Below are 15184 nucleotides of genomic sequence, written 5' to 3' on the forward strand. Positions count from 1 at the left end.
TATGCATGGATGGTTTTGCCGTTATGTATTCTGGCGTATCGCGTACACCGCTTTGGTCGGCAGAATATTTGGATCGCAAGCGTTTACAACAAGCAAAAGAAATCGATCGTGAAGACAGCTTTCATGAAGAAAGTAGGTTACCAAAATCCGCACGTGCTTCATTGTCCGACTATTCAGGCTCTGGCTATGATCGCGGGCATTTAGCGCCCAATGCCGATATGGCGAATCGCAGTCAACAATATGATAGCTTTAGTCTTGCCAATATCGCCCCGCAGTCACCGCGCAACAATCGCTATATCTGGCGTAATATTGAATCAGCACTCGCTATTTGACCCAGCAATATGGAGAGGTTTATAGCATTACTGGAGTAGCCTTTACTGGAAAAACAACCAAGCAATTGGCAGATCGTGTACTGGTGCCCAGCCATTTTTTTAAAGCCGTCTACATACCAGCGATTAATCAAGCAGGGGTCTATTATGCACCCAATGATGAGTCAGAACGCATAGAGGTTATTAGTGTTGATGAACTCTCGACCAGAATTGGTATCGATGTGCTGCCCGTCTTGGATGCCAAAACCAAAACACAGGCATTTGATCTGCCATTAAAGGCGGGTGAAAGCTCCGAGTTGCCCGATGAGCCAACAGAAGAGCCGGCTTGGATGCTGTTTGTTTGGGCGATTCTTGAGTGGGTAATCGCCCAATTGCAAGCATAATGCCTTTGTGACACGAGTCTATATATAATAAAAGGCACAAAAAATCCAAAAATTACGCAAGATATTGTTAATAAAAAGGAGAATCAAATGATTGATCCATTTGTCAATGACCACCAAAGCATGCAAATTGGTGAGCTTATCATCGAAAACCAAACAGATAAAATTATTATATATGGCGATATTGATTTGACTCTTGATGCTACTGGATATGAGCAAGCGCAACAGTTACATGAACTAACAAGCAAGATTATTCAGGCATTTGAAAATAATTCTATTTACAATAATAGTCAGCATAAGTCAAAAGAAAAAGATGACCGGTTGGATAAAAATATCGACAATCCTTTTTTATAACTATTTGATATAGTTCAATTTTTATAGAAATAATAAACTATAAAAAAATTACTAGGCAAAAGCTTAAAATTGCTTATAATGAGTCAAGACATCGCTTATGTCGTATAAAATTTTGATGAGCAGTTTTTTAGATGCGATAACCACTCCCAAAGAGTAGAAAGTCGTATAGCTGTTAATAGGGGTTTTAGCGAAGGATAAGCCTAGGAGATCAGAAACATAACGTTTCGAGTAATCATTGTATGAAGGGAATCAGTCTATGAAATTATTTACCAAAACCACTCTAGCTGTTGCAGGTATCAGTTTAGCAAGCATGGCATTCGCCGCTGATCCTTTAGCCAATACCACGTGGCAGACATTTGATGAAGGTAAGCCAAAAGGTACCGTAAAGATTACTGAGTCAAACGGTGTACTAACAGGTACGCTTATTGCTACCAACTCAGCCAAAGGCAAAAAGCACGTTGGTACGACCATTATTAAAGGTTTAAAGTCTGATGGTGGTGGCAAATATAGTGGTGGTACGATCACTGATCCTGAAAAAGGCAAAGACTATCGTATGACCGCAAACTTGAGTGGCAACACCTTAAATCTAAAAGGTTATATCGGTCCATTCTCACGCAGTCAAACGTGGAAAAAGAAATAAACCTATCGTTTATTTTTAACATTAGACCTAATATTTATAAATAAAAATCCCGCAATACCTTTTGGTAATGCGGGATTTTTAGTACATATATTTTAATATTGGCTTCAGAGCTTATCTCACAAATTCTGGATATGCTTCCATGCCACACTCTGCTATATCCGCACCTTCATACTCATCTTCTTCAGAGATACGCAGACCAATCACTAATTTGATAACCGCCCAAGTGATTAAGCTGGCGATGAATACCCAAGTAAAGATAGTGGCTGCACCAGCAATCTGACCTACGAACGATGCTGCCGGATTGGTAATTGGTACGATAAGTAGACCGAACAGACCGACTACACCATGAACTGAGATAGCACCCACTGGATCATCTATTTTTATTTTATCCAATGCTAAGATAGATAGCACAACGATAACGCCAGCGATCAAACCAAACAGTGTTGCTTGTAATGCAGATGGGGTTGAGGGTTCTGCTGTGATAGCGACTAATCCTGCGAGTGCACCATTTAAGAGCATGGTTAAGTCAGCTTTGCCAAAGATGATGCGTGCTATTATTAAAGCACCAATTGCACCGCCTGCCGCTGCTGCATTGGTATTCAAAAACACCATAGCAACCGAGTTAGCACTGGCAATATCACCCAGTTTTAGCACCGAGCCGCCATTGAAACCGAACCAACCCATCCAGAGAATAAGTGTTCCAAGCGCTGCCAGTGGTAAGTTAGCACCTGGAATGGCGCGTATTTCACCATTAGGGCCATACTTGCCTTTACGTGCACCTAATAATAATACCCCTGCTAATGCAGCCGCAGCACCCGCCATATGGACGATACCAGAACCTGCAAAATCAGAAAAACCCATGTCGCCTAAATTGAACATACCAAATACATCATTGCCACCCCACGTCCAGCTACCCTCTAATGGATAAATGACACCAGTCATCACCACAGCAAATAATAAGAACGACCACAGCTTCATGCGCTCAGCTACCGCTCCTGAAACGATCGACATACAGGTTGCAACAAATACCACTTGGAAGAAAAAATCAGACGCAGCGGAGTAAACAGAATCACCGTCAAAGCCGTTTTCAGCGGAGGCTGCTAGGGCATCTGCTACCAGCGTTTCATTACCCGCGATACCGCTCAAGAATAAGTTGCCACCATACATAATGGCATAGCCGCATATCATGTACATGGTACAAGCGGTGGCAAAAAGTGCGATATTTTTGGTTAAAATCTCAACGGTGTTTTTTGAGCGGACGAGTCCAGCTTCTAACATGGTGAAGCCTGCTGCCATCCACATGACGAGCGCCCCGCACATTAAAAAGTAAAACGTATCAAGTGCGTACTGGAGCTCGAAGATTTGATTTTGCATGTTAATTCCCCCTTGAATTGATGCAATACAGCTATCGGTATGATCTATAAATCTGTGTCTATATGGCCTTGCGCGTTAGATAGCGTCAGGGCCTGTCTCGCCCGTACGAATACGAATAACTTGCTCGAGTGCAGTGACAAAGATTTTGCCGTCACCAATCTTGCCCGTGCTAGCGATGCGAGTGATGGCTTCGATAGCAGGTTCGACCATCTCATCAATAACAGCCACTTCGACTTTTACTTTAGGTAAGAAGTCCACCACGTATTCTGCGCCGCGATAGAGTTCTGTGTGACCTTTTTGGCGACCGAAACCTTTGACTTCAGTAACAGTGACACCTTTAACACCGATGTCAGAAAGCGCTTCACGTACATCATCGAGCTTAAACGGTTTTAAGATCGCAGTGATTAGCTTCATAAAATATTCCTTATTTGTGTGATGCCGCAGGTTGATCGAAGCATTGTGGTGCATCGTATCGCTGCCATGCTTACTATTAGTCATTCAAGAACTGTGCCAATTTACTCAAGGGGGATAGGTAAGATTGGATTTGTTTGTTCAAAAACAGCCATAGTTATGGCAAAAAATACTGGTTATGCTGCAATGGTATAAACCATCGTTATGAGCATAGAGAATGCGAATTAACCTTTAGCGTTGAACTGACGAAAACTTTATTATAACCAACTTTTTAGGTGCTTGGGGAGACCATCCATCTATTTCCTGTGATGATTTGCTAACCTAGTTTGGTATATGAAACGAATCACTTGAGGAGAAAGTAGGGAAAATTGTGTGATACGGCACGCGGCAGAGCTTAACATGGATGTATAGGCTCTGCGCTCAAAGAGAGAGGGGTGGCTGCGTAGATCGGCTAGAGCCTATACCTTTGGGAAGAGTAGGTAGGGGGTTTTGGTGCTACCGAGCAGCTTTTTTGTGTCGCTACCTTTTAGAAGTTCACGCAGACGAGATTGGCCAAAAGCACCGGTCATCAGCATACCGATATCATTTTCATTTTGATAATAATTCAAAGCCGAAGTGACATCGCGGCAGTCCAGCAATGCTTTTTTAGACTTGATGCCTGCTTGTTTGAGCCGCGCATAAGCTTCGCGTAGCGCATCGCAATTTTCAGAATTTTCTTTACCGACCATCACGATATGAACGGTTAATGCGCGAACCAGTGAGGTTTTGCAGAGCCAATTGAGCAATTTATGAGATGTTGGACTGTTGTCAAAAGCAAACAACGCGGTCGTAGGGGGCAAAAATGGTGCATGAGTCACCAAAATGGGGCAGTGGCTGACTCTAATTAACTGGCTCAATGTCGATTTGCAGGTGACATTGTGACCTATAACGATCAATTGTGCTTTGTCATCGACGTAATCGATACTTTCATTGAGGTGTTCATGGCGATGCAGGGTATAGGTTTTTAGTTTTTGTCGCTGCTGTTCGCAATAGGTGGTGGCTTGATGAAGCAAAAGCTTGCCTTGGGCTTTTAGCTCACAATTACTCAAGTGCTCCTTGGTGGTGAATTGCTCAAGCAGCATGTTTTCATCATCGATATTTAGGCAGCCTGAATAATTCACCGCCGCTTTTTGTTGCAAGCTCGGTACAGAATGCAACAGTCCAACAGGTGCTTGTAGACGAGTCGCGGCCCACATGCTGGCTTCTAACACTGCTTGCACGTGGTCTGGGCAGTCCAAGCAGGCAATCACACTATCTGGTTTCAAATTACTCATAAGACCACCACATTATTCCAATATTAAAAAGACAGAATAAAAAGACAGCTGCTTGGCTCAAGGGTGGGGCGATAATGCTTATGCCCAACCCTTTGCACCAATGCAGCTGTTTATTCAACTTCAACTGTCTATTTATGAGCGGTTAATCAATATTAGCTCAATAAATAGACGTGGCTTTGTTTAATCCAATAAGCCAATATCTCGGCGATCGTGGATAGAGAAGCGATCAATCAGTGTTCGGCTCGCATTATTGAGTCCCACCACTTTGACATCAATGCCCTCACGTTGCAAGCGCATGACCAGTTTGTCCAAGGTGTCTACGGCACTGACATCCCAAAAATGCGCTTGGCTGACATCAATTTGAATACTATCTAAAGCTTCTTTGGTATCGAAGCTGTTTAAGAACTGAGTCGTAGAAGCAAAGAATACTTGTCCTTGCACATAATAATAACGGGTATTAGTACTCTCATCATATTCGCTAAATACCGTTAAGAATTGACCAATTTTATTGGCAAATGCCAGCGCCGATAGCAGCACGCCCACGCCTACACCATAAGCTAGGTTGTGCGTAAATACTGTGGTCAAAACAGTCGCTAGCATGACAATATTAAATGACATCGGATGCGTTTTAAATTCGCGAATAGACTGCCAGTTAAAAGTACCAATAGAGACCATAATCATCACAGCGACCAGTGCCGCCATGGGAATTTGACTGACCCATTCACTTAAGAACACTACCATAATGAGCAGTACGATACCTGCCATCAAAGTGGACAGACGCGTACGTCCGCCAGATTTGACGTTGATCATAGATTGACCAATCATGGCACAGCCTGCCATGCCACCGAAGAAACCTGATACGACGTTGGCAATCCCTTGACCGCGACACTCGCGGTTTTTATCGCTTGGCGTATCTGTCAAATCATCGACGATAGTCGCTGTCATCATCGATTCTAATAAACCAACGATGGCAAGTGCGATAGAGTAAGGCGCGATGATCAGTAAAGTATTTAGGTTCAATGGAATGTCAGGTAATAAGAACATTGGTAATGAATCAGGCAAATCGCCCATACTGCCGACATTACGAATATCAAGATTCATATACATGGCGACAGCGGTCAAACCAACGATACAGATCAGCGGTGACGGAATCACGCGACCGATTTTAGGAATCAGCGGAAACAAGTAGATAATCGCTAAACCCGCCGCTGTCATGATATAAACCGTCATGCCAACGCGTTCAGTCATTGGGTTAAGCTCAGGCAGCTGGGCGGCAAAGATCAATATCGCGAGCGATTGACGAAGCCAATGACTACCGAGCGCGACACAAAGCGCATCAAATTACCGAGCTTTAGAATACCCATTATAATCTGAATCCCACCGCACAATAAGGTGGCAGCTAGCAAATACTGCAAACCATGCTCGGCGACTAAGTCAACCATCACCAGTGCCATCGCCCCAGTTGCTGCCGAAATCATGCCTGGACGACCACCGACGAAACTGATCACGACCGCGATACAAAATGAGGCATACAAGCCGACTTTTGGATCAACACCTGCGATAATAGAAAAGGCAATGGCTTCAGGAATCAGCGCTAAGGCAACGACCAAACCGGATAAAACGTCGCCGCGAACATTGGAAAACCATTCGTCACGTAAGTTATCAATAAAAGATGTCATAAGTAAACTGCATAGGGTTAGAGGCAAAAAAAGTAATCATTACTCATTCATAAAATGATCGCATCGCTATAAAAGTAGCTATTCATCTTTCTTTTACGGCAACATGTGCTGTGTCATATTGCGGTATTGAGTTATTAAAGGTCAGTAATAAATAGGTCTATTGATTTACTTACTGGTATCGCTGATACGCTCACCAATAATTGATACGATGATAAATTCAGTGAGACTACCTAAAAAAATAGTTAAAATAAGGTGCTTAAAGCAGGGCGTTTATAAGAGCACCTACAATAACGAATAGCGTCAGCATGATATGCTGCGGTAGAGGGTAATAAATAATCTATCAAATAAAAATAGCCGCTCGACATGACCCGTCTATAGTAGTAACTTTGCCAAACAGAAGTGACAATAGCGTGCTAACTGTGACAACATGCTAAACTAAAATGCTTGGGTAAATACCCAGTCACTTACAGATTAAGGCAACTATTATAGCATTAGCCACTTAATATAAAAACAGGCGCATAATAGCACATCGTCATAAAAAACCAGTACCGAAATCTGAACGATACCGTTATGATGCGTCTCATCTTGACGGCATCATTTTGCTTCTTTATATACTAGGTTTGTTTGATGCCATTTTGCTCGTCCAATAGAAGGAATAAATATGACCACCAACACTGCAACAGATGCCTTACTTCATAAAGGCAGTGGTCTACAAGTCGTGGTCGGTTTGGGACAATCTGGATTATCAGTTGCGCGCTATTTGGCCAATCAAGGCTATCAGGTTGCTGTCACTGATGCTCAGGTGACACCTAGCTTAGCAGATCAACTGCCCGCTGAGATTAGTGTTCGCCAATTTGGTGCGATTGACGCCGAGCTCTTGCAGCAAGCGGCACGTATTATTATAAGCCCCGGTATCTCACTTGCTACCGAAGCCGTCGCCGCTGCCCGCCAAGCGAATATTCCCGTGGTTAGTGACATTCAGCTATTTTGTGAGGCTTGTACCGTACCGATAGTGGCGATTACTGGTTCTAATGCTAAGAGCACCGTGACCACCTTGGTCGGGCAAATGGCCGCGGATGCTGGTGTCAATGTCGGTGTCGGCGGTAATATTGGCGTGCCAGCGCTGACCTTGCTTGATAATACTGATATGGAACTGGCGGTACTTGAGCTGTCGAGTTTTCAGTTAGAGACGGTGACCAATTTGGGCGCGCAAGTGGCGACGGTTCTAAATATGTCACCTGACCATCTAGATCGCCACGGTGATATGCTGGGCTATCATCAAGCCAAGCATCGTATCTTTCAGGGTGCTAAGTCCGTGGTTATCAATCGCGAAGACGCATTGACGCGCCCGCTCGTGGCTGATAATTTGCCCAGAGTGAGTACCGGTATACATGCTCCTGATAAAGGTCAATATGGTCTTATTACTACTCCTGAAGGCCAGATTTATCTTGCCCACGGTACAGAAAAACTACTGTCGGCAGATAAACTGTTGATTAAAGGTCGTCATAATCTGCTCAATGCACAGGCAGCCTTAGCGTTAGGCGAACTTGCTGGTTTGCCATTAGGCAGTATGTTGAATACCTTACAGCAGTTCACTGGACTTGAGCATCGTTGCCAGTATGTGGCAAATGCTGCAGACATTGACTATTTCAATGATTCAAAAGGCACCAATATCGGCTCAACGATGGCAGCTATCGAAGGGCTGGGCGCAGTCTATGCGCCAAAGGACGGTAAACTACTATTGATTTTGGGTGGACAAGGTAAGGCTCAACAGTTTGGTGAATTGACGCCGTTTATCAATCAGTATGTTAGCCAAGTACTATTCATTGGTGAAGATGCGCCGCTGATCGAACAGCATCTGCGAGCAGCTAAGATAAGCGCCGATGTGGCGTTACATCAATGCCAAACTTTAGAAAATGCCTTTACAACCATTCAACAAGTCACGACAAGCAGCCTATCGCAAGTGCAAGCGGTGCTATTGTCACCTGCTTGTGCCAGCTTTGATCAATATAGTGGCTACGCAGCTCGCGGTGAGCATTTCAGTCAGTTGGTTGGTCAATTAGCAACTGAGTCGTCAGATATGATGACTGCGGAATAAAAGGTTTGGTGATTTAAGCCTTTGCATGATAAGTGCTTAGCGAATCTCAGCATTTAATAAAGAACTCATGTATTTAATAAAGAAGAAGAGCAATGCAATAGGATTGCCCTGAATTGACTTTTACGACGCGCGCGCATTTTCTGTATAAATGATTGTTTTGCTTATAGATTGCTGCTACTGTCAATCATAGCCAGTCAGCAACATGAATGGTCAGCTTATTTGCTTAGTAATCTGTCTGGTACTGTCTATTTTCTATTTTTTAAACGGTGGCGTTTAATAGACGCCGTGTTTTTTCGTTCGTTAGTGTATATAAAATTATGGCGCTCTCTTCTCTTTTTCGTTCCTCGTCCCAACCGAAGCAAGCATCTGGCTCAGATGGTATTCTTTCTATGCCGTCAGCACGCGCCATTCTCCTATCGAGTGTTGGCTGTATGTTGGTGCTCAGTTTATTGATGGTGGCTTCCGCATCTATTCCTTTTGCGCTCAGTCGCGGCATGACAGAGCTGCACTTTTTCAAAAACCAGCTGCTGTATATGATGATCGGTTTGACGGTCGCTACGGTTTCTTATTACAGCGTGTCTCTGCGAACACTATATAAGACTGAAACCCAATTTATCTTATTGGGTATCACTGGCATGCTGCTAGTGGCAACCCTATTTAGTACGCCTATTAACGGCTCCAAGCGTTGGCTGAACCTAGGGGTATTTAATTTTCAGGTGGCAGAGTTGGCCAAGTTGGTGATGATTGTCTTTGTCTCTGATTTTGTGGTGCGTCGCTCTTTTGAAGTTCGTAACGGCTTAGACGGTTTTTTACGGATTATGTTGGTGGTGGCACTCATCACCATGCTGCTATTGTCACAGCCAGATTTTGGTTCTTTTGTCGTTATTTTAGGTACCATCTTTGCGATTTTTTATATCGCTGGTGCGCCTTACAAGCACTTTTTAGCACTGGGCGCGGCTGCCATCGGTGGTGCGGTATTGATGGTGACGACAGCGCAGTACCGATTGGTACGTGTGATGTCATTTATGGATCCGTTTGATGATGTGCAAGACACGGATTATCAGCTGGCACGCAGTTTGATTGCCTTTGGTCGTGGACAATTTACAGGCGTTGGTTATGGTGAGAGCGTACAAAAACTGTCGCATTTGCCCGAGGCACATACTGATTTTCTATTAGCATTACAGGGGAAGAGTTAGGCTTTGTTGGGGTTACCATGGTATTGGTGCTCGAAGCGCTGATTATCGGTAGCGCGATGCGTATCAGTTATAACGCGCTCAAACGTCGGCAGATGCGTATGAGTTATACCGCCTTTGGTATCGGTGTGGTGTTCATAGCGCAGACAATTATCAATGCGGCGATGAATATGGGCGCGATTCCAACCAAAGGATTGACCATGCCATTCTTCAGTTATGGAGGCTCATCAATGTTGATTAGTTTGGTGATGGTTGCGTTATTGCTAAAAATTTATAAAGAAAGCCCTGAAATCGAAAAAAGCCAATGCCGTTATTATTGATAGGTTGAGCATTAGTTATAGGCTCGATGCATCATGACTGGCATTATCCAAAGAAGCGTCGCTAAATAGTGGCGCTTTTTGCTAGCTGACTTTTATTCATTGGGCATATTTAACTGTTGCTTGCCTTGTAGCGGCGTACTGCCCCATTGAGCAATGGCTTGCTTTAACATACGAGTAGGTGTGTCTCTATCAACGGCTGGTTGCTGTAATAGTTGTAAAGCATTGGCGATAAGTTTACTTGGATCTCGTGTATCAATGGGTTGTGCTAGGTTTTGCTTGGAGAGTTTTTGTCCATCAGCATGACATATCAGTGGCAAGTGATACCAATGATCGATGGCAGGTAAGCGTGCGGCATCCATGATGCTGATTTGCGCTGTCGTCATGGGTAGGATATCTAGACCGCGCATAATATGTGTCACTTGTTGCAGTCCATCATCAAGGCTAGCAGCCAAAATATAATTGATCATACCATCTTGGCGACGCACCACCATATCACCCAATGTCTGCTGAGGGTTATCCCACTGCAATCCTTGAATACCGTCGTTAAAACCAATCTTATAATTCGGTAGCTGTATGCGTAGCTTATGTTGCTCTCTATCAAGGTCAGCGCTGACGCAGCAGCGTGGATAGCGCTTCCTGTTTGGTTGCAATGGGTTAGCATCATAAGATGGGCTCAGCTCTTCTTGCGCCCAGTATTGCTCCAAATCTTTACGCGAGCACTGACAACCATAAGTGAGCGGATGCAGCTGAGTGTAGATAATCATTATAAATATCAATACGCTCAGATTGATAAATGATATCACCGTCCCAGTACAATCCAAGCGCTTCCAAATCAATCAAGATTTGCTCAGTAAATTGCTGATCACAGCGTTCGGTATCAGTGTCTTCAATACGCAGTAGCCATTTACCACCAATGGATTTTATATGGCAAAAGCTGGCAAGCGCAGTCGTCAATGAGCCAAGATGCAGTTCACCAGTCGGTGAGGGAGCAAAACGACCAATCGGCTGTACTGGTATGATTGGAGTGGGCATAGGAATAAGGTTAGTTTTCAAAGTAGGAAATTATCGGTAAAAAAGGTAGAAGATAGAATAATAAATATATCCGTAAAAAGATATTTGTGAAATGAGTCTGTTTTGTTAGCAAATCAATATAAGCAAGCTTAAAGCTCTGTATCAGCCATGATTTATTGACTAAAAACCAGCCAGCTAAAACGCAATAAGCGACCATGTTATGGTCGCTTATGCTTACATTCTACTATTGAGATGAATCGTAATTCGCTTAAGCGCCTTGATTTTGGCGTTCTTTAATCTCAGACAGGGTTTTACAATCGATACACTGGGTAGCCGTTGGGCGCGCTTCGAGACGACGCAGACCAATCTCTACGCCGCAAGTTTCACAAAATCCATAATCATCATTTCAATTTCTGACATAGATTTATCAATTTTGCGAATGAGCTTACGTTCACGGTCACGCGTACGCAATGCGAGGGCAAACTCTTCTTCTTGGGTGGCGCGATCATTGATATCTGGCATAGCACTGGACTCGTCTTGGATATAAGTCTTGGTGCGATCCGCTTCGCCAATCAGTTGGCTCTTCCAATCCAATAATATAGCCTTAAAGTGCTCTAACTGCGCATCAGACATGTACTCTTCGTCTTTGGCAGGCACATAAGGAGTAAACTTAGCTTCACTTGGATTCGTGGTCAGGGTGCTCATATGGGTATCCTACTTTTTTCAAATTAATTCAATAAAACGACGTATCAAAAGACAAGACGCTATCAATGTCATAAACGCTATAATTTGTCCCTTTATAAAACGTTTTACCACTTGGTAACACAAGTAACACAGCGGATCTAATAGTACAGTTATCTTGATATGCTTAAAGCAATCTATCAATGGTCAGGTATATGGTTATGCATATTTTTATTTAAATAGCGTTGTCTTAATAATGCGACAAATCACTGACTGTGAAGACTTAGCTGTGATCGATTTAGCCATCCTAGCTATTATAATTCTACCTAATACCAGATACTAGGCAGTCCTCATTTCGTTTTATACGTTGTATCATTGTTTCTGACAATAATGAAGTCATTTTTCATCATCATGTCGTTTTTACCGTGCCAGTCATTGTATTCTGAACTCAGAAATATCAGTCAATAGCTTGGGATGTAAGGGCTTACATCAGTATGGCTGCCAATAAATCTGGGCGTCAAGTATCCAGTCTTTCTACCCAGCTTGCAACCTTTCCATTGTTGGCTAATTGCAACCAACGGTAACCGGGCGCGACGCTTTTATCATAGGAGAAATCATTTTCATAAGGCTTGAACTGGTAGCAAGTAGAAGGCGTACTATAGACCGTGACTCCTTGACGATGGCGAACCTGCTCTTGGTGCGTATGACCACTGATAATGACCTTGAGATGGTCAAATCCTAACAGATGCTGCCAAAAGGCTTCACTATTCTCCGCCATATGCGTGTCAATCCAGTCAGAGTCTACGGGAATGACATGATGATGTAGAGCAATCAGCGCAGGCTTATCACAGGCATCAAGTCTCTCGCATAACCAGTCAATATCGGTAGGCGTTATCTCGCCCGCGACTTTGCCCGTGATGGATGAGTCTAATAATAGCAGCTGCCAACGATCAGTCTCAATGACATGCCGGCTTAGCAAGCGCGGGTCGGCAGGTTGAGCAATCAGTTCGCGCTCAAAGAACGGCAAGTCACTGCCTATCTCATCCGTCACATCATGATTGCCTGCGATGCAAGCAAAAGGAATATTGGTCGCTTGCAATACCTCAAAAATATGATCGTAAATAGCGGGTTTGACTTCATTGACTAAGTCGCCAGTCACGATAATCAAATCGCAGCGAATGTCGCTACTCAATGCTTGCTGTAGTACTGTTTCAAAGCACTGCTGACAGACAGAGGCTTCGCTATTATTAGTATCGCCATCAACACTAGAAGAAACGGGCGTTGATAAATGCAAATCTGTGATTTGTAGTATGTTTACCTGTTCATCTGGTGTGCTAATGTTATTAACAGGATAGCTTAGCATTGGGTCAGTCCCTCATCGAATCGAAACAAGTGATGCTGTTAAAACGAATGATAGATAAATAGATGTCATGCATCGAGTAGACTAATGAATTTTGGTCTGACCAATATGTTTTTTGGCTTGACGCCGCTAGTATGTCGATGGTATTAGGGCAAGTTATAACATAAAGTCAATGAAAGCTCTATCATATTGATGAAATAAAGTTGGATAAGAGGATAAAAAACCAGCGGCTTTATGTGAACCATAATGTGTCTAACGGCGCGCTGACCAAATTTTTGCAGTGCTGAGCTTTGAGAAAATCAGCGCGATAAAAAATAAAATGGCTAATATTAATACGATAGCAAGTCCTGTCTGAATATCTAGCCAGATGCTTCCCCAAACGCCTAGTGTCACGCCAAGCTGTGCGATCAGTAGCGATATAACGACCATTTGTTTTGGCGATGATGACCACAAACGTGCCGTTAATGCTGGTAATACCAATAAACCGCTGATTAGTAAACTACCAACCGCTTGCAGGGCAATCGCACAAAATCCCGCCAATACGCCCATGAAGAACAGCCGCTGGCGTGTCGGATTAACACCTTGAATACGCGCCAGTGCTTCATGAGTGGCAAGCTTAATTTGTGCAGGCCATATATACATGAGTAGACCGAGTCCTACCAGCACGCTACCAGCAAGTAAGGGCAAGTCTGCCCAATCAAGCTCTAGCAAATTACCAAACAAAAACCCCAGTACGTTTGCTTGTTGGTCAGTCAACTGGGTCAAAGCCAATAAACCTAAGCATAACAATGACACCGCCACAACCGCCAAAACCGCATCGACAGGCAGGCGCTCATCATCGATTAATACCAGCCTAGCACTACCATGACGCTGACCAAGGCAATGCCAATGCCCATAGGTAATTGCCACCATACTGCTAAAGCCACGCCAAGCAAGGTACCATGTGCTAAAGCATCAGCAAAAAAGGCCATGCGTCGCCACAAGACTAAGCAACCTAAAGGCGCTGATAATAGCGCTAAAATACTGCCAGCGATCCAAGCGGGGGCAATGATGGCTAACCAAGCAGTCATAATAAATATCCGTAAAAGTTTTTATAAAGCTCAACGCTCGATATGTGTTTGATGTATTAAGCTTCGATATATTTTATATTTGTGAATGTTCAACGCGCCTTAATGATTATAGTTCGCTTGGGGCGTGATGCTCACAGGCATGTGTTGATGCACATAAGGCTGCTCATAATGATGCCCAAATAGCTTTTGAAACTCACTACTAACGGCAAGCTCGCTTGGTTGTCCCTCACAGCAAATATGCTTGTTAAGACAAATCACGCGTCGACTGCCTTTCATGACCCAATGCAGATCATGCGATACCACCAGCATGGCACAACGCAAAAACTCCGGCAGCTCATCAATAAACTGATAGAGCCAAACCTCAGTATCAGGGTCCAGTCCTTGCATCGGCTCATCTAAAATCAATAAGTTGGGTTTGTCTAACAATGCGCGCGCGAGCAAGACCCTTTGTGTCTCACCACCCGACAGGTGCAGCATTTGTCGCGATAGTAAGTGCGTCAATGACAAGTTATCAAAAATAAATTGACGCTGCTCAGACGTTAAGCGCCTTTTATCCGCTTGTGCCAATAAATCGCAGACTCGTAATGGCAATATCGGCGGTACAGCAAAGCGCTGCGGCACATAGCCAAGCTGTAACTTTTGATGAGAGTTAATATGCCCTTTGGTTGGCTCAATCAATCCCAAAATAAGTTTAACCAACGTTGACTTACCAGCGCCATTGGGTCCAATAAGACTGACTGTTTCATTAACCGCAATGTCAATATCAATATGTGAGAGTAAGCGTTGATGCCCAATGTCGTAGCTGACATCGCTTAGGCTCAGCAGTTTACTCGCAGTGTTAATGGTATTACCATCAACAGTGGAAAAGTTCGGTTGATTAGACGGTGAGGTAGACAGGCTCATAGTATGGCAACCAATAAGTGAATGAGTAATACAAATAAAAAACGGAGGACAATGACTTAGGCTTCAGT

7 protein-coding genes and 7 pseudogenes are annotated in these 15184 nt (G+C 43.7%); 5 read left to right on the forward strand and 9 right to left on the reverse strand.

What is annotated here, in order from left to right:
* Positions 1-23: 23 nt before the first annotated feature.
* The 3 genes and pseudogenes from TT12_RS19030 to TT12_RS04110 all read left to right on the forward strand — a co-directional run bounded on the left by TT12_RS19030 (position 24) and on the right by TT12_RS04110 (position 1703).
* A pseudogene (locus TT12_RS19030) lies at positions 24-712 on the forward strand (DNA/RNA non-specific endonuclease).
* An 87-nt stretch (positions 713-799) separates the two neighbouring features.
* Positions 800-1063, forward strand: a complete 264-nt coding sequence (locus TT12_RS04105) for a hypothetical protein (RefSeq protein ID WP_045452412.1) — start codon at positions 800-802, stop codon at positions 1061-1063.
* Positions 1064-1319: 256 nt separating this feature from the next.
* Complete coding sequence (locus TT12_RS04110) at positions 1320-1703, forward strand: DUF2147 domain-containing protein (RefSeq protein ID WP_045445845.1); 384 nt, start codon at positions 1320-1322, stop codon at positions 1701-1703.
* A 111-nt stretch (positions 1704-1814) separates the two neighbouring features.
* Here the strand turns inward: TT12_RS04110 and TT12_RS04115 are convergent, their stop codons facing one another.
* The 4 genes and pseudogenes from TT12_RS04115 to TT12_RS04130 all read right to left on the reverse strand — a co-directional run bounded on the left by TT12_RS04115 (position 1815) and on the right by TT12_RS04130 (position 6480).
* Entirely contained in the window at positions 1815-3077 is a 1263-nt protein-coding gene (locus tag TT12_RS04115; RefSeq protein ID WP_045452414.1) for an ammonium transporter AmtB, read from the reverse strand.
* 75 nt (positions 3078-3152) lie between these two features.
* Positions 3153-3491 (reverse strand): P-II family nitrogen regulator, encoded by a 339-nt coding sequence (locus tag TT12_RS04120; RefSeq protein ID WP_010197981.1) that lies wholly within the window; start codon positions 3489-3491, stop codon positions 3153-3155.
* Positions 3492-3946: 455 nt separating this feature from the next.
* The gene (locus tag TT12_RS04125) at positions 3947-4801 is read right to left on the reverse strand and encodes a universal stress protein (protein WP_045445851.1); all 855 of its coding nucleotides are present in this window, start codon (positions 4799-4801) and stop codon (positions 3947-3949) included.
* 180 nt (positions 4802-4981) lie between these two features.
* Positions 4982-6480 (reverse strand): annotated as a pseudogene (locus TT12_RS04130) (SulP family inorganic anion transporter).
* A gap of 661 nt (positions 6481-7141) precedes the next feature.
* On the opposite strand from TT12_RS04130, the gene murD reads away from it, so the two are divergent.
* Together murD and TT12_RS04140 are read left to right on the forward strand one after the other, a co-directional pair.
* Entirely contained in the window at positions 7142-8578 is a 1437-nt protein-coding gene (gene murD, locus TT12_RS04135) for a UDP-N-acetylmuramoyl-L-alanine--D-glutamate ligase (RefSeq protein ID WP_045452415.1), read from the forward strand.
* A gap of 317 nt (positions 8579-8895) precedes the next feature.
* A pseudogene (locus TT12_RS04140) lies at positions 8896-10091 on the forward strand (FtsW/RodA/SpoVE family cell cycle protein).
* 92 nt (positions 10092-10183) lie between these two features.
* Here TT12_RS04140 and gluQRS read toward each other — a convergent pair.
* The 5 genes and pseudogenes from gluQRS to TT12_RS04165 all read right to left on the reverse strand — a co-directional run bounded on the left by gluQRS (position 10184) and on the right by TT12_RS04165 (position 15056).
* Positions 10184-11123, reverse strand: a pseudogene (gene gluQRS, locus TT12_RS04145) (tRNA glutamyl-Q(34) synthetase GluQRS).
* A 247-nt stretch (positions 11124-11370) separates the two neighbouring features.
* A pseudogene (dksA, locus tag TT12_RS04150) lies at positions 11371-11807 on the reverse strand (RNA polymerase-binding protein DksA).
* A 493-nt stretch (positions 11808-12300) separates the two neighbouring features.
* The gene (locus TT12_RS04155; protein ID WP_045452417.1) at positions 12301-13146 is read right to left on the reverse strand and encodes a metallophosphoesterase; all 846 of its coding nucleotides are present in this window, start codon (positions 13144-13146) and stop codon (positions 12301-12303) included.
* A 249-nt stretch (positions 13147-13395) separates the two neighbouring features.
* Positions 13396-14213, reverse strand: a pseudogene (locus TT12_RS04160) (metal ABC transporter permease).
* A gap of 106 nt (positions 14214-14319) precedes the next feature.
* A pseudogene (locus tag TT12_RS04165) lies at positions 14320-15056 on the reverse strand (metal ABC transporter ATP-binding protein).
* Between the last annotated feature and the right edge of the window lie 128 nt (positions 15057-15184).

This window comes from Psychrobacter sp. JCM 18903 (assembly GCF_000586475.1).
Classification (GTDB): Bacteria; Pseudomonadota; Gammaproteobacteria; order Pseudomonadales; family Moraxellaceae; genus Psychrobacter.